Origin of the sequence: Paenibacillus sp. MZ03-122A (genome assembly GCF_024213325.1) — a bacterium.
GTDB classification, from domain to species: Bacteria; Bacillota; Bacilli; order Paenibacillales; family Paenibacillaceae; genus Paenibacillus; species Paenibacillus polymyxa_B.
This window is the reverse complement of sequence record NZ_JANAVI010000002.1, coordinates 148,488-170,399: the sequence shown is the minus strand read 5'-3', so window position 1 is coordinate 170,399 and position 21,912 is coordinate 148,488. Positions and strand designations below refer to the sequence as shown.

The following is a 21,912-nucleotide window of genomic DNA, read 5'->3' as shown; positions in this document are numbered from 1 at the left end:
ATTAATAATTGCCCCTCTCTATCAAAGTAGCTTTACTATACAAAAATGCTACTGACAGCATTATGTCAGTAGCATTTCAACATTTTTTCCACTTCCGTACGTATCCGCTCCCGGAGCGACTCAGGCTCCAGCACAACCATATCCGCGCCCCATCCAAGTACCCATTGCAGTAATTCCTCCGGCTGTCTGACGCGGAAGAGTATATGTAGTCCATCTGCACGCTCCTCTATGGCCTCCATATAAAAGTTGTTCGCTTCCTTCACCTTATCTGCGATATCCGAACGTGCTAGTATGCGAACAGTTACATGACGGTCATCGGTTTGCTTGTAATCCTGCAAATGAAAATCGACAGGCAACTGAAACCTGTCCTCCAGCACGATAAGCTCGTCCATACGTGACAGACGGAAATGGCGAAGCTGCTGCCTCAATTCACATTGCCCAATTAACACCCAAGAACCACGGAGCAGGACAAGACCATAAGGAGCGACCACACGCACACTTTGACGATTCCCGTCAGCCTCTGGCATTCTTTTGGAGTAGCCAAACTGTACTTTCCGTTTTTCCAATACAGCGAGACGCAGCGTTTCCAAATAGGTTTTCTCTCTATGGTTTGCTCCTTCACCCACCGCGAGCAGTCTGATGGTCGTACGCACCCGGGAGACTTCCCTGCGAACGCTCTCCGGTAAAATGGCTTCAATCTTTCTGCGGGAAGCTTGCGCCTTGATACCGTAGTCTGTATCAAATTTTTGTTCGACAAAATCCGTTCCGATTAGCAACGCCACAGCCTCTTCTGCGGTAAAGCTCAAGGGGGGCAGGAAGTACCCCTCCATCAAGGAATATCCAATGCCCGGTGCTCCTATAATCGGTACGCCCGATTCACTTAGAGCCTGAACATCCCGATAGATGGTCCTCACACTCGTTTCGAATATGGCTGCCAAATCCTCGGCTCGTACAATATCCTTACGCTGCAACTCTAGCAAGATCGCTAGCATACGATCTGTTTTATTCATGCCACGGCCCCTCTCTGGAAGGATCAAAAATGCAGAAATACAAAAAAGCAATAAGGACAGTACAGTCACTGCGACTTATTGCTCTTTTTTCATATGGAAGTTACTCCATTACTTAAAAAATACTTTTTCGACGTTATATTTAGCCTTTTGTGAATTAATGATGTAGGTTTCATAAATTTCTCGCTCTACTGCATCTTCCACAATACAAACCTCAATAATCGCTACTTCGTTCCGCTTGTCCTTGATCGGCGATACGGTATCTTCAAAATGCTTTTTGATTCTTTGTCTCAGCTTTCTTGCTTTACCAACAAACAGCAATTCCTCCTGGGTGTTGTAGAACATAAAGATACCAGCCTTATCTCTAGGGATCAGGTGAAAGTCGGTAAATCCGTAAATATGGCTAAGCTCAGGGTTAACCTGTTTGGTAATCGTGATATCCGGAGTTGGAATTGTTATATTAATCACTATGTCACTTCCTCATTCTATATAGGTGTAAATATTATCACAAATCCTGCGGTAACACCATTTAATAATCCTTGCCCCATCACAAGACAGATCGGTAGAAATTTTATAACTTACCTACTATGCGAGTACGTCGGTTTCCGTTACAATATGTCAGTGTGATTCTGGCATCGGCAGATTGACGCGTACTTGAACATTATTGGAGGCTCCTATTTTTTTATGCAAAATGAATCTCATTCTAACGTAAAAATCATAACGGCCGATCCGAGTGCGATCGGCCTGTTTGGCTTGGCTATTGTAACGCTTGTGGCTTCATCCCAAAAGCTTGGTCTCACTGACGGCTTAAGCTTCATCATCCCTTGGGCTATATTTCTCGGTGCTTTTGCACAGCTGTTTGCCTCCATTCAGGATGCAAAACATAACAACACCTTCGGCATGACGGCATTTGGTGCTTACGCCTTCTTCTGGTTGGCCGTAGCCAGTAGCTGGATGATTAAAATGGGAGTATTCGGCTCAGAGCTGGCATCTGCTGTAGATGGCAAACAGCTCGGCTTTGCCTTTGCGGGCTATCTCATCTTTACGCTTTTCATGACCATTGGAGCGATGGAGACGCATAAGGTTTTATTCTTTATTTTTGTGTTGATTGATTTTCTGTTCCTCGGTCTTAGCTTCGATGCATTTGGCGTTGCCCCAGAGGTGTTCCATACCATCGCCGCTTATGCTGAAATGGGCATTGGTCTGCTCTCACTGTATGGTACAGGAGCTGCCGTCCTGAATGCTCATTTTGGCCGTACATTTCTGCCCGTCGGGCGTCCTTTCGGCATTTTTAAGCCACGTCCTTAGCTGTATATGTAAACCTGCAAAGCCGCCTTTCGCGCCGATCCGCGTTAAGGACGGTTTTGTTTCTTTTCCATCACTCCCTCCGTATCAAAAAAATACTAAAGAGAGTCGTTTAGTGAATATAAAAGCCCACAATGATAACAATATACATAAATTGTAATCAAAGGGGTATTTGTAAAAATGACACAAGGCGAATCTCGTACCACATTTCCGCAATTTCCCGAATCATATTGGTTAGCTTCAACTGACATCCCCAACTTTCCCAAACTTAGTGAAGATATTCAGGTGGATGTTGCCATTGTAGGTGCGGGGATTACTGGTATTACCACTGCTTATTTACTTTCTAAAAAAGGACTAAACGTCGCAGTCGTCGACGCAGGACGGATACTTCATGGAACAACGGGCCATACGACCGCCAAAATTACCGCACAACATGATTTGATCTACAGCGAGTTTCTTTCACATTTTGGCAAGGAAAAAACCCGACTCTATTATGAAGCTAACCGCGATGCTCTTGAATTTATCAGACAAACGGTAGAAGAGTATCATATCGATTGTCAATTTACAGAAGAAGATGCCTACGTTTATACATGTGCGGATACGCATGTGGAAAAAATCAACGACGAATATAAAGCTTACAAGGAACTTGGCATCCCGGGAAGTTATGTCGAACAAACGCCTCTGCCCTTTTCAACTAAAGCAGCTATTATGATGGAAAACCAAGCTCAGTTTAATCCGATTCCTTTCTTAAGGTATCTAGCCAATCAAGTCATCCGGCAAGGCGGGAAGATTTATGAGCAGACCACCGTTGTGGGTGTGGATAAGGGAACCCCCTCCATTATTAATACAAGCGACGGGCACAAAATCACCTGCAACTATGTCGTATCCTCCTCGCATTTTCCGTTCAATGATCCAAACAGTCTTTATTTTGCGCGATTGCATGCCGAGCGGTCTTATGTACTAGCGGTCAAGACGGACAAAACCTATCCGGGTGGTATGTACCTAAGTGCGGAAACCCCCAAACGTTCGCTTCGCTCTGTACTAATAAACGGTGAACCGATGGTCATCGTCGGTGGGGAAGGCCACAAAACGGGACAAGGAATCTGTACTTTCCAGTACTATGAAGCTTTACAAAAGTTCGCAGAGCAAACATTTGGATTAAAGGAGATCGTTTATCGCTGGTCGGCTCAAGACTTGTATACGCTAGACAAACTCCCTTATATTGGGCAGGAACTATCTAGCATTTCTAACATCCTCGTTGCTACGGGGTATAGAAAATGGGGGATGACCACAAGTGTAGCGGCGGCTTTATTAAATACAAATCTGATTACCAGAGAGGAAAGCCCGTATCAGGATCTTTTCTCCCCTTCAAGATTTCATATGGACCCCGACATTAAAACATTTGTGACTCAAAATGCGAATGTGGCTAAACATTTTATTGCTGGGAAATTGGGGATCAACTACAAAAAAGCCGAAGAACTGCAGCACGACGAAGGGGCGGTCATTCGGGTGAACGGCAAAAGGGCGGGCGCATACCGAGACCCACAAGGAGCATTACACCTAGTGGACACAACATGCACCCATATGGGTTGCGAAGTCGAGTGGAATGAGGCGGAAAGAACATGGGATTGCCCTTGTCATGGCTCACGCTTTTCATATCAAGGCGAAGTCATTGAAGGACCGGCCAAAAAATCGCTTGGCAAGGTTGAAGGGGAATAGCACCAACCTTTGAAGGAGACTCAAGAGCACAGGCCTTACTGGAATCGCTCGCTGTTCTTCCAAAAGAGTCCCCCTCGTTCGGTAACCTAACCTTTTCATAGCTCTGAATAAACATAGTTACGCTGGACAACATACCTTTGAGAATCATAAAAGAAAGGTGATCCTATGATAAGCCAACAGTCTGCATTAGCGGCGCACGAGTCTCTAGAGATCCACGAAGCGCTTAATTTTAAAACGTTATGCTTAGCTAAGTCCAAATTAATGCAGGGCTTAGTATTCGATCAAGAGCTAAAGGATTTAATGGAAAAAGATGTTCAGCAATCTATACAAGCTATTGCCGATTTGCAAGCATTGTATGTTAAAGCACCGTTTCAGGCACCTGTTCCAGAATTCCGACCAACACCAATTTTAAATTGAGGTGAAATGATGTGACATTAAATCAGACCCAGTCCGCAAGAATGGATTATGTGGATCCAAAAAACTCATTAAATATGCCGGAAATGGCAGACATGACATTTGCAATGGACTTTCTGATTCGCGTCAAGGAAGGGGTTCGAAATACAGCCATAGCCTTGACGGAAACCGTCTCTCCAGATGCTAGAACTCTGTTGCGCAATCAATTGCATCAAGGCATCGCGTTTCATCAGGAAATCACTGATCTTATGGTACGAAAAAAATGGTTTCATCCCTATGATCTGCAAAAGCAGTATCAATTGGATCAACTATCAGCCAACAAGACGGTGGACATCAGTAAAATGAAACTGTTCCCAGACGATACCACCCGCAAGGGTATGTTTGATCGCACGCCGGACGAACATATGGGAGGAAACCAGGCATGAAAGCAGTGACCTACCAAGGTATCAAAAACGTGGTGGTTAAAGATGTTCCGGACCCGAGTATTCAAAAAGCCGACGATGCGATTGTCAGACTGACGACAACCGCTATTTGTGGTTCAGATCTGCATCTCATTCATGGAATGATTCCGAATCTACAAGAGGATTATGTAATTGGGCATGAGCCGATGGGGGTTGTAGAAGAAGTCGGCAGCGGCGTAACCAACTTGAAAAAGGGAGACCGCGTGATCATTCCGTTCAACATAGCGTGCGGTGAATGCTTTTATTGTAAAAACCAATTGGAAAGCCAATGTGATCATTCTAATGAGCATGGAGAAATGGGCGGTTTTTTCGGCTATTCAGGAACAACTGGTGGATATCCGGGTGGACAAGCTGAATATTTACGTGTGCCTTTTGCCAACTTCACTCACTTCAAAATTCCGGAGAGTTGTGAACATTCTGACGAGAAGCTCTGCTTGATCTCTGATGCCATGACCACTGCGTTCTGGAGCGTCGATAATGCAGGGGTAACGGACGGGGATACTGTCATTGTTATTGGCTGTGGGCCGGTAGGTTTGTTAGCGCAAAAGTTCGCCTGGTTCAAAGGGGCAAAACGAGTCATTGCGGCAGACTATCTGGATTATCGTCTGCAACATGCGAAGCGTACCAATCACGTGGAGATCGTTAATGTGGAATCGCAAGAAAACGTTGGCAACTACCTGAAGGAGATGACCAAAGGAGGCGCGGACGTAGTTATTGATTGTTCCGGCATGAGCGGTAAAATGTCTCCGCTAGAATCCTTGGCTTCTGGTCTCAAACTTCACGGTGGAGCTTTAGGAGGATTGGTCATAGCCACACAAGCTGTCCGCAAAGGCGGGACCATTCAAGTTACCGGTGTATACGGCGGACGATATAACGGTTTTCCTTTGGGAGACATTTTTCAGCGAAATGTTAATTTACGTACGGGACAAGCTCCCGTTATTCACTATATGCCCTATATGTATGAGCTGATTGATACGGGAAAGGTGGACCCAGGAGACGTTGTTACACACGTCATTCCGTTAAGCGACGCCAAACGTGGATATGAAATTTTCGATACCAGACAAGACAATTGCATCAAAGTGGTACTTAAACCTTAACTATATATTTTGAATGGAGGCAAACGTCATATGGTGTATGGCCTGCATGAAACCCTTGAAGTCCATGAACTGTCAGCGTTCAAGGCAGTATGTCTTACCAAGTCCAAAACAATGCAAGCATTAATCTCTGATCCGACTCTCAAAGCTATATTACAGCAGGATGTTGACTTATCAACCCGCCAAATACAAGAACTCGGCACCCTCTTAGATCAAGCCATTTCACAGGAGGTTAAGCCATGAATACACTGTTGGAGCATTTGACCGGACTGCATACCTTAACGGACCAAGTCATTGCAGCCGATTTTCTGAACGCGGCCAAAAGCGGTGTGAGAAATTACGCTATGGCCGTAACAGAAGCGGGAACTCCAGAAATTAAGGCAATTCTTACAAAGCAACTGGATGAAGCTATTGATACGCATGAACAAATTTCCACATACATGATTGAACGCGGCTGGTATCACCCTTGGAACGTAAAAGAGCAGCTTTCGATGGATCTGCAAAATATCAATACTGCATTGCAAGCTCCCGTTTTGTAAAAAGATAACTTTGGCCGTATGAAACCCGCAAAGCCTTCTTTCACGCCGATCCGCGTGAAAGAAGGCTTTTGGGTTTATCTCATTATCTTCATTATTCAGCTTGCCAATTCGGCATCCGCTCTGCAGGATACCGAAGGCCTGCTGCCATTCCTTTGGGGATGATTGCGTTAATAGCTTCCATTTCCTGTGCGGATAAAACCACATCGACGGCTCCTGCATTTTCCTCTAAATACGTAACCCGCTTGGTTCCTGGAATCGGTACAATTCCCTCTTGCGCAAGCAGCCATGCTAACGCCAGTTGAGAAGGTTTGACCCCTTTTTGGGCAGCAAGGTCCTTAACATGCTGCACGAGATCCAGATTTTTCTGGAAATTCTCAGGTTGAAAACGTGGCACAGAGCGACGGAAATCATCTTCTGCAAAATCATCAAACTTCTGAATTTGCCCGCTCAAAAAGCCGCGTCCAAGTGGACTGTAGGCCACAAATTCGATGCCCAGTTCCTTACACGTCGGTATAACTTCATCTTCTGCTTCCCGGCTCCATAAGGAGTATTCCGTTTGCAGGGCTGTAATCGCATGTACCTTGTGAGCGCGTCGAATGAGCCCAGGAGAAGCTTCGGACAGCCCCAAATAGCGGACTTTTCCCGCCTGAACCAGGTCACTCATCGCACCCACCGTTTCCTCGATAGGTACATTCGGATCGACACGGTGCTGGTAGTACAAATCAATCACATCTACTCCTAGTCTTTGCAGACTGCGGTCGCATGCCTCTTTTACATATTCGGGACGGCCGCTTACCCCCATAAATGCGCCATCTTCCCCACGCATAATAGAAAATTTAGTAGCTAACACTACTTCGTCACGGTGGTTCCGCAAAACTTGGCTAATCAGTTTTTCATTTTTCCCCACACCGTAGACATCGGCAGTATCCCAGAAGTTTATCCCTAGCTCCAGCGCACGATGAAGCGTTTTGATCGACTCCTGATCGTTCAACTCACCGTAATATTCGGACATACCCATGCAGCCCAGACCCAGTGCAGATACTTGAAGGTCACTGTTACCCAGTTGTTTCTTTTTCATTTGTATCACTCCTCAATTCTCAGAATAGTCATCGCATTTCCTAATCACTACGTCACATTCCGTATGTTACTACTTAAAGTTAACTTGAAGTCAAGCGTTGTCTGGTTTTGCAAGGGGAATTATTATGTATGGACAGAAGCGCTTCAGTAGCTTCTGGACGGTAGGGGAATTCATTTACAAAGCTAAGGCTTCTTCCGTAATCTTTTTGATATCAATGGATGAGGGCGTTTCTTCCTTAACCATATCGGGCAGGATATTTTCCAAAAAATAATTAACGCAGTGTAATTGAATATTCTTGATTTTCACAAGTGCATTACGGTACATGACTATAAATTCTTTTTCAGTATTTCCCCGCTGAAGCTCAGCAAATGCTTCGTACACCTGATCCATTTTGTCCGCAACTTCAAGGATTAAACCTTCTACAGAATCATCTTTACCCTCCCTTAGCTGTTTGCGAAAAATGGCTTTAAAATCCTCGGGAATATTCTCTTCAATAAAATACTCAACCATACCTTCTTCGACCTGCTGGATTAATAGCCGTAGTTCCTTAGAGGAATGCTTAACGGGCGTTTTGATGTCTCCAATAAAAATCTCCCCGTAATCGTGACTGCTCGTAATCTCGTATAGCTTTTTCCAGTCAATACTGACACCATTTCTTTCTTCAATATCAGCCAGCGTTTTGGCATATTGCACCACTTTCCAGGAATGAGCCGATACGCTGTGTTCCTCAAATTTAAACTTCCCTGGACAACGGATGATTCTTTCCAGCTCATTTAGCGACCGAAAATACGTGTGAATTCCCATCATTGCATCCATCCTTTAAATTATATGAGATAGTCAATATAAACCCACTATAAACCTCAACTATTAACAGTAGATTATCGCAATATCAAGTTGAGTCCACCATGTAGCACATACACAATTTTTGCTATACTCTTTATAAAAGAGGAGTTTGCAAAATCCAATAAGCGACTGGAATCGAATTTTCCAAAAACCAAAAAAAGTATAAAGTGGTGAAATCGTTGTTCAAAATCTTACTAATTGAAGATGATGAAACTTTGTTCCATGAAATGAAGGATCGGTTAACTCAATGGAACTATGATGTGTATGGCATCCAGGACTTTAATAAAGTCATTCAGGAATTCACAACGATAAAGCCTGATCTGGTCGTGATAGATATTCAATTGCCGAAATTTGATGGGTTTCATTGGTGTCGAATGATTCGATCCCACTCTAACGTCCCCATCCTTTTCTTATCGTCACGGGATCATCCTACGGATATGGTGATGTCGATGCAGCTTGGAGCAGATGATTTTATCCAAAAACCGTTTCATTTTGATGTACTCATTGCAAAATTACAGGCGACACTCCGCCGCGTATATAATTACAATACAGAACCCGTCTCCCTGAAAACATGGTGTGGAGCGACGGTCGATTATGAAAAAAATGTAGTAGCCAATGAGGCTGGCTCCATCGAATTAACCAAGAACGAGATTTTTATTTTGAAGTTGCTAATCGAACAAAAAAATAAAATTGTCGCACGAGAAGAATTAATTAAAAGCCTCTGGGATGATGAACGTTTTGTCAGCGACAATACCCTGACCGTCAACTTGAACCGCCTGCGTAAAAAATTAGACGAGCTGGATTTGGGCCGTTTCATTGAAACGAAAGTCGGACAAGGCTACATGGCTACAGAAGAGGCACCTTCCTATGATTAAAAAATATCTTATAGAGAGGCGGAGCTGGATTCTACTGTTTGTATGCCAGCAATTTCTGATCCTGTTCATTGCTTATGTGGATGCAGCAATTCCGTTAATGCCCATCCTTTATATCATCTTCTTATCCATGATGATTTTCTTGGTTTTTTTAATCATGCGCTATCCCAAGGAAACCAAATTCTATACAACACTAGAAGAATGGAGAAGCCCTCTTGAACTAACGGGTATAGGCGAACCGGAGAGTCCGTTTGAGCAAATCATTGAACAAAAAATCACTGACCAGACCGAACGGTTACAACAGATCATCTCGCAAAATCAATTGACACTTGAACATGAAAAAGATGAACTATTATCCTGGATTCATGAGGTAAAAACGCCTTTGACCACCATGCATTTGATGATTGAGCGGTTGGACGATAAGCCCCTAAAAGCTCAGTTAACCTATGAATGGCTACGAATCCACTTACTGCTGGATCAGCAGCTCCATCACAAACGCATATCCTTTATTGAAAATGATCTGTATGTCGAGCAAGTGAATTTAAAATCTCTGGTTTTTAATGAAATCAAAGCATTACAGTCATGGTGCATCCAAAAAGGGATCGGTTTTGACATCCAATTGGAGCACATGGAAGTGCTGAGTGATGCCAAATGGCTGGCCTTTATCATCAGACAGCTCTTAACTAATGCCATCAAATATAGCGATGCCAGTGATATTATCATTCACAGCTATGAACAGAGGGATCGAATACAGCTTGAGATCCAAGACTTTGGGCGCGGTATTGATCCGAAGGATATACCCCGTATTTTCGAAAAAGGTTTTACCTCCACAACCCAACATTCTGATCATACTTCAACGGGCATGGGGTTATATTTAACGAAAAAGGCAGCCCAGTCCTTGCTCATACATATAGATGTGCACTCCACACGGAACGTGGGTACAACCTTCATTTTAATTTTTCCCAAACGGAATGATTTCGTGAGCATGGTGAGCATGTGACAGAGATGTCACATGCTTTTATGTATTGTTCGCCCAATCAAAGGAAAAACATCGGCTCTATTTTTATAATAAGGCTACAAGAACAATAAGGAGTGCATCGAAGTGAATATTTTAGAAGCCCATAAAATTCATAAAAGCTACGGTAATAAGTTAAATATGCAGGAGGTTTTGAAGGGAATAGATATTCTTATAGAAGAAGGGGAATTTGTCAGTATTATGGGAGCCTCCGGCTCAGGTAAAACCACACTGTTGAATGTTCTTTCCTCTATTGATAAAGTGAGCCAAGGTTCCATTAAAATCAATGATATCGAAATGACGAAAATGAAAGAAAAGCAACTGGCTGAATTTCGCAAACAGCATTTAGGCTTTATTTTTCAAGAGTATAATCTGCTGGATACGCTAACCGTGAAGGAGAACATTCTCTTACCGTTATCCATCACCAAAACGCCTAAAAAAGAAGCCAACCAAAAATTTCAGGAAGTAGCTACAGAACTGGGAATTTATGAGCTCAAGGACAAATACCCCAATGAAATCTCGGGTGGACAGAAGCAGCGTACATCTGCGGCCAGAGCGTTTATTCATGAGCCCAGTATTATTTTTGCCGATGAACCTACGGGTGCGCTGGATTCCAAGTCGGCCTCCGATTTATTAAATAAGCTGGGCCAGTTGAACCAAAAACGCAAGGCGACCATTATTATGGTCACGCATGATCCTGTCGCAGCCAGCCATTGCAGTCGGGTCATTTTTATTAAGGATGGGCAGATGTATACGCAGCTTCATAAAGGCGAGCAGGAAAGACAAAGCTTCTTCCAGGATATTATGAAAACCCAAGGGGTCTTAGGCGGGGTCCAATATGAACATTAATCTGCTCATTCTAAAGAATTTGAAAAAAAATCTAAAGAATTATTACCTGTATGTTTTTGCTCTCATTTTTAGTGTTGCGCTCTATTTCGCTTTCGTCACATTACAATACGATCCTTCCATGGATGAAGTGAAGGGTTCTGTTAAAGGGGCTGCTTCCATAAGGGCAGCTTCCGTTTTACTGGTCGCTATTGTCTGCATCTTCCTTTTATATGCTAATAATATCTTTATAAAAAGACGCAGCAAAGAAATTGGCCTATTTCAATTGATCGGAATGACCAAAAACAAAATTTTCCGCATCCTGAGTGCTGAAAACTTAATTCTATACTTCAGTTCCCTGTTTATTGGAATCGGAGTTGGATTTTCCTTTTCCAAATTAGTGATCATGATCTTATTTAAGACGACGGGCGTCGAAGCCATTGCCACTCTATATTTCTCTAACCAAGCACTGATTCAAACACTCATCGTTTTTTGTATCATCTACCTGTTGATCATGCTCATGAATTATTCCTTTATCAAGAGACAAAGTATTTTGTCTTTGTTCAGAGTGAACTCAACCACCGAAGGGAAAATCAAGAAAATAACGATCTATGAGATGATCATCGGGATCATTGGCATCTCTCTCATCGCTTTAGGTTACTATGTTTCCTCCAAATTATTTGGCGGAGACTTTACATCCATGAATGAATTGTTTATGGCTATGGTGTTTATTTTGGGCACTGTCATCATCGGAACACTACTTTTTTATAAAGGATCTATCCGCTTTATTTCCAATATCATCAGAAAAAGTAAAGGCGGCTATTTGAACATTAATGAGGTGCTATCTCTCTCATCCATTATGTTCCGCATGAAATCCAATGCTTTGTTGTTGACCATTATTACAACAGTATCGGCACTTGCCATCGGTTTACTTTCCTTAAGCTATATCGCCTATTATTCTGCGGATCAATCAGCTGAGGACAATGTACCTTCCCATTTTGCAATGACGAATGAACCGGATGCTGAGAAATTCAAAACGTTACTTCAGGAGCATGACATAAAGTATCGTGAGAAGAAAATTGAAGTTATTCAAGTCAGTGTGGGCACAGCGCAAATCATGGAGACTCCTCTGGAAGGGTTAAATATCGGTGCGAATTCCATGACGTTGCCTGTCATAAGCGATCAATCTGTGGAGGGTACGGATGTATCTCCAGGTCAAGCAATTTTAATGGGCTATAATGATCTGTTACAGAAATTTATGTCCTTGAAAAACTTTGGTCCATTGGATTTGAAGGGAAAAAAAGAAGTCATACATCAACAATATTTGGGTCTAAAAAAGGAGTATGTGATTCCCTACTATTTTACAGCCGGGGGACTACCCACTGCCATTGTAGACGAAACCATATTTGAGCGGTTAAAGAAAGATGTAAATCCTGAGATTCAAAGGAAATCATCCTTATATATTGGAATTGATATGATAAATGCAGAACAGATTGAAGAAGCCAATCGTCTCTTTGCAGCTGCGGATTTTAATGATCAACAAACATCACGCCTTGAAATGAGCAGCAATCAGAAGCGGAACATGGGAGTGATCATGTTTGTAGTTGGATTTTTAGGACTCACCTTTCTCATTACATCAGGATGTATCCTTTATTTTAAGCAAATGGATGAGAGCGAAGACGAAAAAGCCAATTACACCGTGTTAAGAAAGTTAGGGTTCACTCAAAGTGACCTGCTTAGAGGTATTAAAATAAAACAACTCTTTAACTTCGGCATCCCATTAGTGATTGGCCTTTCACATAGCTATTTCGCCGTCCAATCCGGCTGGTTCTTGTTTGGAACTGAAATTTGGATGCCTATGATCATCGTTATGGTGCTGTACACCGCCTTATATTCCATTTTTGGGATACTATCCATCCTGTATTATAAAAAGGTCATTAAATCAGCATTATAATCGGCAAAAAGCAAAAAAAGCCCCAGGCGAAAGCGCTGGGGATTTTCCAAATATTTGAGCATTTTCGTTCCTATGTGTACAATAAAATAACTATCATCGTAACCCCAAAGGGGGAGAGCTTATTTTATTATTAATCATCAATGGCATCGGCATCTTAGCCAATATCATACTTGGTTCCTCTGTAGGCGTGGCTATTATCGTAGGAATCGTCTTTTTCCTGATTGGCTTGCCTGAGTTTAAAAAATCGCCGAGACTTACGAAAGAGGCTAAAAAAGATATCACCTATATTATGTCGACCCTATTAACTCTTGTTATATTCGTAGTTATCGTTTCTTGGAACCTCCATACTTCAGGTGACCTGTTTCTTGAAGGTCCGCTAACACCGCAAATGAAGTTTCACTGGGGACAAAAGGTGTTGATGCTAGGATTACTGGAGGGTTTATGGGCTGTCATCAGCCTAAAATGGCTGTTGCCCATCTTTTTTGATCCGCTGGATCTCAGTAAGAAGCAAATCCTTGTTTTAGTGAACGGGATCGTATTTAGTGTGGGTTCAGGTATTTATGCCATGCTTGAAGCAAGTTAAAAATGCTTAACGCAAAGGTTCAAAACCCTCTGCTTGCTTCAGAATTCGCTCAATTTCCACGCATGTCTCCGGTTGTAGCGTCACTTCGACTGCTTTCACATTTTCTTCGATTTGTGCCGGTTTAGTAGCCCCAATGAGTGCAGCGCTGATACCCGGTTCTCTCAGAATCCAGGCAAGCGCGAGCTGTGACAGGGTGACACCCAAGCCCTTCGCCAACTTTTCTAGCTCTTGGACACAGTTTAGAACGGTATCGTTCATGTAACTGCTGATGACATTATTGACAGAGGCATCAGCCCCGCGGCTACCCGTCGGTAAAGGCTGTCCCGGCTTGTATTTACCCGTGAGAATCCCTTGAGCCAGAGGCGAAAATACGATTTGGCCGATACCTATCTGCCCGGATACAGGAAGTACCTCATGTTCGATATAACGTTCGAACATATTATAGATTGGCTGATTGGCAATCAGTGGCCGCAAATTAAGCCTTTTTCCAATCCCATGGGCATCCGTGAGCTGGGCAGCACTCCATTCACTGACAGCAGCGTACAGAATCTTCCCCTGAGCCTGAAGGTCATCGAGCGCTCGCAGCGTCTCTTCCAAAGGAGTATCCGAATCATAACGATGACAGAAGTACATGTCGATATAATCCGTACCAAGACGCTTCAGACTCGCTTCACATTGCTCCATAATGTGCTTGCGTGACAGTCCCCTGTCATTGGGACCGGAGTCCATAGGGAAGTACACCTTGGTAGATAACACATAGCTCTCTCTTCGATAAGGCTTCAAGGCAGCTCCCATAGCCTTCTCGCCTTCTCCCCGGTTATACGCGTTCGCGGTATCAAAGAAATTAATCCCGAGTTCAAAGGCTTTGGCAATACAGGTATGAGCTGCTTCCTGCTCGGCGGCTGTACCGTACGTCAACCAGCTCCCTAGACCGATTTCACTAATTTTAAGACCACTGTTGCCTACATTTCTATATTTCATATCTACTCCTTCTTTCATAAGAGGATCATATTTTTATATTTTAACATGTAAACCCTTTCATTAAAACAAATGAGGATTTTGCAAAATCCTGAAATAATAAAGGATTCATGGAGTTACATGAAGGACATCTACCATCCAACCTATTTGGATGGTAGATGCTCATAGCCTCACAATCTTAAATCATGTCTACTTGCTTCCTACAGGAAAAAGCGCATCATATGCAGGACAAGGCAGTTTATCGAGAAACTCCTGAAGCTGCTTCGGTTTATTTTTATAAATATCCTTTAGGGAAGTTTCATTATAAATATTGCCGATGACCACAGGGTGGCATAGCTCACAGATCAGGATGTCCCCGTTCCCGTGAAGATGGAGTTGTTTTTTACCATCAACGCAGTTGGAGAAATAGACACCCGGCTGTTCCTTGAAGCCCAGTGCTTCTGCAAAACGGTCCATACAGGTGAAATACAACACAGTATCGTCCTTTTTATGTGCAATCAGGTCATGAACGGAACGAATGAGCGCTTCCTTGGTAGAAATAGCGTTCCAGTTCGTATGATCCATCACGATACTGTTTTGGATTTCATGGATGCGCACACCGAGTTCATATACCTTTTCACTAATGGCTGGCATGTTGTTCTGCGTCTCTGCAAACAGCAACGTCTCCAGCACCGTTTCTAGCTTGGCTTCGGTACATAACCGAATATTCTGTACAATTTTCTCATACATGCGAGGATGTACATGATAATAGGCTGCATACTTATCGGCATCCGTGAAGTTGAAGGAGATATGAATATTGGAAAGTCCTGCATCACGCAGTTTCTCAATTCGTTCAGGGCTGAGCAAGCTGGCATTGGTATTAAGTTGGGTTGCGATGCCCTTGCTTGAACAGTGATTCACGATGTCCAGACAGTCCTCATATTTCAAGGTCACTTCTCCCCCGGACAGTCGCACACGTTTTAACGTTGGAATGTCATCAATAATATCAATGACTTCTTTGCTGCTGATGCATTGCCCGTCGTTCCGCTGATACGCACAGCAGTAATCACACTTGAAGTTGCAATTGGAGGTAACCCCGACTTCCAGTCCCTCCAGCTCGTAGATGCCCGGCTTTTCCAGTTCAAGTGCTTTATATTTGTTCTCTATACTCACTTTCTCATGATCCTCCCGATCTCAGGCTTGTGTCTTGAATTCCCTTGAGATTATACAGATGGGAGCGGTTTGTAGATATGACATTGGTAACGGCGGGCTACTTGACAGGAGTAAGAAATTCTTTATCTACATACTTATAAGCCTCAAATAAACCTTGAGAGCCATAAGGTACATCTAATTCATGTCCATTCAAAGTAATATAGGATTGCCCTGTTACGGCTAACTCCTGATGAAAAGGATCTATCTTTTTAATATTTTCTACATTTGTAAATGAAAAAACCCATATCTCAGCATTCGTAGCTAAGTCACCCGCTGCAATGACTAACTCGTTAGTTCCATCATGATCAAAGTCGTAAACGCTCGCTTGAAGCCTATAGCCTGCTTTCAATTCCCCAAACTCGTCAAAGGCTTCCGATTCTCCAGTTGAAGACAGGTCGAGCGGCCAACCTGTAGACTCGGAAGGGAATACCACCAACATTTTCACCCCGTTAGGATGATCCATCCCTTTTCATAAATTTCAAACCCCGTTCCTTTCACATTTATCCTACTAAATTCCATAAAACAATGGTGCTATGTAATTTCCGTAGATAATAATAACATATATTGAATAGTGCTCTTGAATCCGACACATGTCCTGTAATTGTGATCAATATGTGAACTGGGCATACTTCTCATTCCCAAATCCATACTGAATATATCTGTTGGTAATGGAGGCGGGAATTATGGATAAAAGGATGAATCTGCTTATGTTCAGCGGCGATTATGATAAGGCAATGGCTGGACTGATTCTGGCAAATACAGCTCGGGAGCTGGATGTGGACGTGACGATGTTTTTTGCGTTCTGGGGACTATTTCTGGTTCGTGACCCTGACAAGATGACGTTTGAAGACAAGACGATTTATGAAAAAATCATGGGCTGGATGACTCCAAAAGGACCCGAGGAGCTGCCATTGTCCAAAATGAATTTTAGTGGCCTTGGCAAGCTGATGCTGACGGAAATGATCGAAGATAATGAAGCCCCGAAGCTCATTCATTTCTTGAAAGGAGCGCGAAAGAAAAATGTAAAATTTTATGCCTGTAAGCTATCGGTCGATATTATGGGTTTTAAACCGGAAGAATTTATACCTGAACTGGAAATTATCGAGGCCAAAACGTATCTAAAAGATGCGCTCGAATCCGATATGCAGTTGTTTATATAAGATAGACCTACTGCCTTATCCCGCTTTTGGATGAGGCTTTTATTGTGACTAAATGATGACACTCGCCTATTTTTTTTAACCCATTCGGGCCTACCTACGTACCCTAAGAAGACAGAACGACTTGGGAGGCGCCGTATGCTCATGGCTCGAATTGGAAGCAGTAATTGTAGGTATCAGCCTTCTAACGAGGCTTATTTCCAAAGGTATCGTGAAAGTACAATCGGATATCACCAGACCTTTGAATCTCCATACGGGCAAAAAAAGCTGATTTATGCGGATTGGGCAGCCAGCGGTCGTCTGTATGGACCCATCGAGTCGAAAATAGCAAATGAATTAGGCCCTTTCGTGGCGAACACGCATACGGAGTCTAATTTGACAGGAACTCTGATGACCCAAGCCTATGAAGAAGCGAAACAAATCATTAAAAGCCACGTTCATGCCAATGAACATGATATCATCCTGTTCGCCGGGTCAGGTATGACAGGTGCAGTGAACAAGCTTCAGCGACTGTTAGGATTGAAAATACATGAAAAATTAAAGCCCTTCTACCCCATCGCAAAAAAAGAGCGCCCCGTTATTTTCGTTACACATATGGAGCATCATTCCAATCATATTTCCTGGGCAGAAACCGTTGGAGACGTTGTATGTCTTCCTCCGGGTCCCGGCGGGATTGTCGATCCAACTCATCTCGAACGACTGCTGCTTCAATTCCGGCATCGCCCTGTCAAAATCGGCGCCTTTACCGCCTGCTCTAATGTTACAGGGTTCGAAGTACCGATTTACCAGCTATCTCGCAAAATGCACGAACATGGCGGCGTTTGTTTCATTGATTTTTCGGCAAGCGCACCTTATACCGAGATCAACATGCACCGCACAGATCCCCTTGAGAAACTGGACGGGATTGTATTTTCACCCCACAAATTTCTTGGGGGTCCCGGTACAAGCGGCGTTTTAATTATGGATTCGAGGCTGTGCCTCCATTGTGCTCCAGATCAGCCCGGAGGAGGCACAGTTAACTGGACCAATCCTTGGGGTGGATACGAGTATAAAGATAATGCTGAAGCCCGTGAGGATGGAGGGACGCCTGCCTTTCTACAGGCCGTTCGAACCGCGCTCTGCATTCGGCTAAAAGAACAGATGGGACAGAAGCGTCTGTTGGAGCGCAAAAAGGAACTGACATCATTATTACTAAAGAGCTTGAGTACCATACCAGGGCTACACATCTTAGGAGGAAGCAGCCAAGAACGAATGGGAATCGTTTCTTTCGTTGTCGGCCATATTCACTATAACCTGATTGTAAAACTATTGAATGATCGGTTTGGCATTCAAGTCAGGGGCGGTTGCTCTTGTGCAGGCCCCTACGGACATTATTTGCTGGGCATCGACCCACAAACATCTAAACAAATGACAGACCTGATCCATGCGGGAGACTTATCTCGAAAACCGGGCTGGGTGCGTCTGTCGCTCCATCCCATGATGACGAATCAGGAAGTCTCCTATATCGCCTCTTCCATACGGGCAATCGTGGAAAACATCATGACCTGGCAAAAAGATTATATCTATCAACCAGATACGAATGAATGGCAATCTATGAATGAACATCACAAAATAGACATCAGCAAATGGTTCAATTTTAGCGATTAAGAGACTCCTGTCCGTTCCCTTCCTTCAAAACTCTCATAGAATATTCTGTAGGATTAATATATGAGGAAAGAAGTGACGACAATGGGTCTCAATTTTCGCAACAGTACTAATGCGGCTATCTTTGTAGTCTTTGCCTACCCGGACTTCAGCTGTACTCCTGTTAACTACTCTAAAGCAGGCTGGTACCGTGTTAACCCCGGACAGACTGTTCAGTTGTGGAGCGGCTTCGCAGGAGGGAATACGTTCTTTTATTACGCTGAAGATGATTTTGGACGCGAATGGCGGGGTTCATATTTCACTCAAGTTCCTGAGAATGCCTTCAATTGGTGCTGGGATACAGGCTGTACCACTTGTAGAAGCGTGGGACTGCGGAGAATCGCAGTTAGCCCGTTCGTCTTCGACTATACTATCAACTTTGTAACGAGCAGCAGTCAAAGAAAACCTGCATCTTCCACACTCCGCATGACATTGCCTTCCAAAGCAACCCAAGAGAAACCTATCTTGCGCAGAGTTCCTGCTAAACCTAAGAGACTAAAACAAGGTAAAACCCTATTGCAAAAACGCATCACGCATAAAAAACGGACAAAATAAAAAACGATCTACCAGCTCACATATAGTTTTTTAGAACCCAAAAAAGGAGCGACCTCACCCCCATGGCCTGCTCCTTTCTCTTTTATCTATGAGGTAACCCGCTTATTTACTCTCGGATTCCCACTTGGATATCTCTTCACGCACCCGTGGTGCTACCTCTGTTCCCAATAGCTCAATAGCTCTCATGACATCATCATGCGGCATCGTCCCGACGGGCACGTGGAGCAGAAAACGTGTAATGCCTACCTGTTTACGCAGATGGATGATTTTCTTGGCAACCGTGTCGGAATCGCCTACATACAACGCTCCTTCAAAGCTGCGTGCGGCATCGAAGCTGGAGCGAGTGTAAGGACCCCAACCCCGTTCACGCCCAAGCACATTCATGCTATGCTGAGTAGAAGGGAAGAACTTATCCGCTGCCAGCTCAGTCGTCTCTGCGATAAAACCATGTGAGTGTGATGCAACTGGAAGCAGCGATGCATCATGACCGGCATGCCTAGCGGCTTTTTTATACAGTTCCACCAACGGGGCAAACTGTACAGGACTACCCCCAATAATCGCCAGGACTAACGGCAATCCGAGCAAGCCTGCACGAACCACAGATTCCTGATTGCCCCCACTCCCAATCCATACGGGCAATGGATTTTGAACTGGACGCGGATACACGCCCAAATTGTTGATTGCCGGCCGATGTCCGCCTTTCCAGGTAACTTTCTCGGATTCTCGGATTTTCAATAACAGCTCCAGCTTTTCATCGAATAACTCATCGTAGTTATCCAAATCATACCCAAATAACGGGAACGATTCGATAAAAGAACCCCGGCCTGCCATAATCTCAGCTCGTCCATTCGAAATGCCGTCCAGTGTAGCAAAATCCTGAAACACACGCACGGGATCATCCGATGAAAGCACCGTAACTGCACTGGTTAACCGAATACGTTGGGTCTGCGCAGCAGCAGCAGCGAGGATAACAGCCGGAGCAGATGCTGCATAATCTTTACGATGATGCTCCCCCACGCCGTACACATCCAGCCCTACCTGATCTGCAAGCACAATCTCCTCGACAACTTCACGTATTCGTTGTGCATGACTGATGACCTCACCCGTTTGGGGATCCGGCGTTGTTTCTACAAACGTGCTTATCCCTATCTCCACTTGTTCTACCCCCTATTTTCATGCCCTATTCTCATACGGCTGCTTTCGAAGCCAATCATTTTAAAAAACGATATCTTTATATTGAACCTTTTTTGCATCTTTTTCAAGCTCTCTTTTTCTGAGTCTGAAAACCAGCCAAGGGAAGTGTCTAGATTCGCCGCAGGAAAAGAAGTCTCTTTGTCGAATATTGTATGGAATAAAGAAGATTCCCATCCCACAACATGAATACAACAAGGAGGCACATACATTTATGGCTTTTGTCATTAACAATTTAAAGGATAACAGCAATGTTGCCATCACAGACCAATTAGGCGGATTTACGGTACTGGAATACATAACAGATTTGAGTTCTACCTCGGTGGAGGCTGCGAAAAACAATTACTATATGAGCAAAAGTAATATGCGCCGCAAACAACTCATGATCGAAATCAACAATAGCGAGATTATGATGAAGGCGGGAGCCATGCAATATACTGTGGGTAGCATGGAAATGACTACCGGTGTAAAAGGCGTTGGAGGCTTAATGCGAAACTTGGTGTCCGGTGCTGTAACCGGGACAGGTGCCATTAAACCACACTATAAAGGCACGGGTACCATCATGCTGGAGCCTACCTACCAATATATTTGGCTTATTGATGTGGACAATGATGATATTGCCATCGAAGACGGCTTGTTTTTGGCTTGTGACACGACGCTAGACATATCCGTCGTTGCACGTAGTAATCTTTCCTCTGCTGCACTGGGCGGAGAAGGGTTATTTAATTTAAGCGCCCGCGGAAAAGGAGTGCTGGCACTTCAAGCGCCGATCCCTTCCGAGGAAGCGGTCGTTATAGAATTGCAAAATGATGTGCTGAAGGTGGATGGTAACTTTGCCCTCATGTGGTCCAATACCTTACAGTTCACCGTCGAAAAATCCGGGAAAACCAAAATGGGTTCGGCTGCTTCCGGCGAAGGGCTGGTAAATGTGTACAGGGGAACAGGAACCGTATGGTTAGCACCCTTATAAACATAAAAAAGGAGAAGCCCCGGCTTCTCCTTTCTTACATTTTAATTCTTTTTTACAAACTCCGATTTTAGCTTCATTGCTCCAAAACCATCAATTTTGCAGTCAATATCATGATCGCCATCCACCAGACGGATGTTTTTTACTTTGGTCCCGATTTTCAAGACGGATGAGCTTCCCTTCACTTTAAGGTCTTTAATGACCGTTACAGAGTCACCATCCTGCAGGATGTTACCATTCGCATCTTTGACGACCTTTACGTCTTCACTGCTTGCTTCTAACTCGGTAGACCACTCATGAGCGCATTCCGGGCAAATGAAAAGACTGCGATCCTCATAAGTGTACTCTGAATTACATTCAGGACAATTTGGTAAATTAGACATGGTATTATGTACTCCATTCATTTTCAAATTCTACTGCTATGCTAAGCTTCCTGGATAGACCAAGCCTGCTCCAAGTCTCCCTTGGAGTTCCCTACAAG

Annotated in this window: 25 protein-coding genes; 16 read left to right on the top strand and 9 right to left on the bottom strand. The window is 43.8% G+C overall.

The window, feature by feature from the left end:
- Positions 1–65: 65 nt before the first annotated feature.
- Positions 66–1,010, bottom strand: coding sequence for a helix-turn-helix transcriptional regulator (locus NLX74_RS04745; protein ID WP_254328069.1), 945 nt, complete (start codon positions 1,008–1,010; stop codon positions 66–68).
- A gap of 108 nt (positions 1,011–1,118) precedes the next feature.
- Complete coding sequence (locus NLX74_RS04740; protein ID WP_023991017.1) at positions 1,119–1,475, bottom strand: nucleotide excision repair endonuclease; 357 nt, start codon at positions 1,473–1,475, stop codon at positions 1,119–1,121.
- A gap of 216 nt (positions 1,476–1,691) precedes the next feature.
- Between NLX74_RS04740 and NLX74_RS04735 the strand changes: the two genes are divergently transcribed.
- The 7 genes from NLX74_RS04735 to NLX74_RS04705 all read left to right on the top strand — a co-directional run bounded on the left by NLX74_RS04735 (position 1,692) and on the right by NLX74_RS04705 (position 6,539).
- Positions 1,692–2,315: an acetate uptake transporter gene (locus tag NLX74_RS04735; RefSeq protein WP_254328068.1), complete on the top strand. Its 624-nt coding sequence runs from the start codon at positions 1,692–1,694 to the stop codon at positions 2,313–2,315.
- Positions 2,316–2,492: 177 nt separating this feature from the next.
- Positions 2,493–4,031, top strand: coding sequence for an FAD-dependent oxidoreductase (locus NLX74_RS04730; RefSeq protein ID WP_254328067.1), 1,539 nt, complete (start codon positions 2,493–2,495; stop codon positions 4,029–4,031).
- Between the two features lie 165 nt (positions 4,032–4,196).
- Positions 4,197–4,448, top strand: coding sequence for a hypothetical protein (locus NLX74_RS04725; protein ID WP_061829797.1), 252 nt, complete (start codon positions 4,197–4,199; stop codon positions 4,446–4,448).
- A 41-nt stretch (positions 4,449–4,489) separates the two neighbouring features.
- Complete coding sequence (locus NLX74_RS04720; RefSeq protein WP_235306746.1) at positions 4,490–4,870, top strand: spore coat protein; 381 nt, start codon at positions 4,490–4,492, stop codon at positions 4,868–4,870.
- Positions 4,867–6,003 carry a zinc-dependent alcohol dehydrogenase gene (locus NLX74_RS04715; RefSeq protein ID WP_254328066.1) on the top strand — a complete coding sequence of 379 codons (1,137 nt, stop codon included), beginning with the start codon at positions 4,867–4,869 and terminating at the stop codon, positions 6,001–6,003. Before NLX74_RS04720 ends, NLX74_RS04715 begins: the two co-directional genes overlap by 4 nt.
- A 30-nt stretch (positions 6,004–6,033) precedes the next feature.
- The gene (locus tag NLX74_RS04710; RefSeq protein WP_235306748.1) at positions 6,034–6,243 is read left to right on the top strand and encodes a hypothetical protein; all 210 of its coding nucleotides are present in this window, start codon (positions 6,034–6,036) and stop codon (positions 6,241–6,243) included.
- Positions 6,240–6,539, top strand: a complete 300-nt coding sequence (locus NLX74_RS04705) for a spore coat protein (protein ID WP_025719163.1) — start codon at positions 6,240–6,242, stop codon at positions 6,537–6,539. The genes NLX74_RS04710 and NLX74_RS04705 overlap by 4 nt, the downstream gene beginning before the upstream one ends.
- A gap of 91 nt (positions 6,540–6,630) precedes the next feature.
- Here the strand turns inward: NLX74_RS04705 and NLX74_RS04700 are convergent, their stop codons facing one another.
- Positions 6,631–7,617, bottom strand: coding sequence for an aldo/keto reductase (locus tag NLX74_RS04700; protein ID WP_254328065.1), 987 nt, complete (start codon positions 7,615–7,617; stop codon positions 6,631–6,633).
- A 174-nt stretch (positions 7,618–7,791) separates the two neighbouring features.
- The gene (locus NLX74_RS04695) at positions 7,792–8,421 is read right to left on the bottom strand and encodes a YfbR-like 5'-deoxynucleotidase (protein WP_069290707.1); all 630 of its coding nucleotides are present in this window, start codon (positions 8,419–8,421) and stop codon (positions 7,792–7,794) included.
- Between the two features lie 218 nt (positions 8,422–8,639).
- Between NLX74_RS04695 and NLX74_RS04690 the strand changes: the two genes are divergently transcribed.
- From NLX74_RS04690 to NLX74_RS04670, 5 genes are all read left to right on the top strand, one after another.
- A complete protein-coding gene (locus NLX74_RS04690; protein WP_235306750.1) occupies positions 8,640–9,335 on the top strand; it encodes a response regulator transcription factor in 696 nt (231 codons plus the stop codon).
- Positions 9,328–10,332, top strand: coding sequence for a sensor histidine kinase (locus tag NLX74_RS04685; RefSeq protein WP_254328064.1), 1,005 nt, complete (start codon positions 9,328–9,330; stop codon positions 10,330–10,332). The genes NLX74_RS04690 and NLX74_RS04685 overlap by 8 nt, the downstream gene beginning before the upstream one ends.
- A gap of 102 nt (positions 10,333–10,434) precedes the next feature.
- Positions 10,435–11,196, top strand: coding sequence for an ABC transporter ATP-binding protein (locus NLX74_RS04680; RefSeq protein WP_254328063.1), 762 nt, complete (start codon positions 10,435–10,437; stop codon positions 11,194–11,196).
- Entirely contained in the window at positions 11,186–13,126 is a 1,941-nt protein-coding gene (locus NLX74_RS04675; protein WP_254328062.1) for an ABC transporter permease, read from the top strand. The genes NLX74_RS04680 and NLX74_RS04675 overlap by 11 nt, the downstream gene beginning before the upstream one ends.
- A 187-nt stretch (positions 13,127–13,313) precedes the next feature.
- Positions 13,314–13,709, top strand: coding sequence for a hypothetical protein (locus NLX74_RS04670; RefSeq protein WP_235306754.1), 396 nt, complete (start codon positions 13,314–13,316; stop codon positions 13,707–13,709).
- Positions 13,710–13,715: 6 nt separating this feature from the next.
- Here the strand turns inward: NLX74_RS04670 and NLX74_RS04665 are convergent, their stop codons facing one another.
- The 3 genes from NLX74_RS04665 to NLX74_RS04655 all read right to left on the bottom strand — a co-directional run bounded on the left by NLX74_RS04665 (position 13,716) and on the right by NLX74_RS04655 (position 16,317).
- Positions 13,716–14,690, bottom strand: a complete 975-nt coding sequence (locus NLX74_RS04665) for an aldo/keto reductase family protein (RefSeq protein WP_235306755.1) — start codon at positions 14,688–14,690, stop codon at positions 13,716–13,718.
- Positions 14,691–14,876: 186 nt separating this feature from the next.
- Positions 14,877–15,839, bottom strand: coding sequence for a radical SAM protein (locus tag NLX74_RS04660; protein WP_254328061.1), 963 nt, complete (start codon positions 15,837–15,839; stop codon positions 14,877–14,879).
- Positions 15,840–15,936: 97 nt separating this feature from the next.
- Positions 15,937–16,317: a hypothetical protein gene (locus tag NLX74_RS04655; RefSeq protein WP_254328060.1), complete on the bottom strand. Its 381-nt coding sequence runs from the start codon at positions 16,315–16,317 to the stop codon at positions 15,937–15,939.
- 244 nt (positions 16,318–16,561) lie between these two features.
- Here NLX74_RS04655 and NLX74_RS04650 point away from each other — a divergent pair, with 244 nt between their 5' ends.
- From NLX74_RS04650 to NLX74_RS04640, 3 genes are all read left to right on the top strand, one after another.
- Positions 16,562–17,038: a DsrE/DsrF/DrsH-like family protein gene (locus tag NLX74_RS04650; RefSeq protein WP_023991039.1), complete on the top strand. Its 477-nt coding sequence runs from the start codon at positions 16,562–16,564 to the stop codon at positions 17,036–17,038.
- Positions 17,039–17,173: 135 nt separating this feature from the next.
- On the top strand, positions 17,174–18,682 hold the full coding sequence (locus tag NLX74_RS04645) for an aminotransferase class V-fold PLP-dependent enzyme (RefSeq protein ID WP_254328059.1): 1,509 nt from the start codon (positions 17,174–17,176) through the stop codon (positions 18,680–18,682).
- Between the two features lie 60 nt (positions 18,683–18,742).
- Positions 18,743–19,273, top strand: coding sequence for a DUF1036 domain-containing protein (locus NLX74_RS04640; RefSeq protein WP_254328058.1), 531 nt, complete (start codon positions 18,743–18,745; stop codon positions 19,271–19,273).
- A gap of 102 nt (positions 19,274–19,375) precedes the next feature.
- On the opposite strand, the gene NLX74_RS04635 is transcribed toward NLX74_RS04640, so the two are convergent.
- Positions 19,376–20,428 carry an LLM class flavin-dependent oxidoreductase gene (locus NLX74_RS04635; RefSeq protein ID WP_254328057.1) on the bottom strand — a complete coding sequence of 351 codons (1,053 nt, stop codon included), beginning with the start codon at positions 20,426–20,428 and terminating at the stop codon, positions 19,376–19,378.
- Positions 20,429–20,678: 250 nt separating this feature from the next.
- Between NLX74_RS04635 and NLX74_RS04630 the strand changes: the two genes are divergently transcribed.
- Positions 20,679–21,434 (top strand): AIM24 family protein, encoded by a 756-nt coding sequence (locus NLX74_RS04630; protein ID WP_068939217.1) that lies wholly within the window; start codon positions 20,679–20,681, stop codon positions 21,432–21,434.
- Positions 21,435–21,475: 41 nt separating this feature from the next.
- Here the strand turns inward: NLX74_RS04630 and NLX74_RS04625 are convergent, their stop codons facing one another.
- Positions 21,476–21,814 carry a zinc ribbon domain-containing protein YjdM gene (locus NLX74_RS04625; RefSeq protein WP_061829778.1) on the bottom strand — a complete coding sequence of 113 codons (339 nt, stop codon included), beginning with the start codon at positions 21,812–21,814 and terminating at the stop codon, positions 21,476–21,478.
- Positions 21,815–21,912 lie beyond the last annotated feature (98 nt).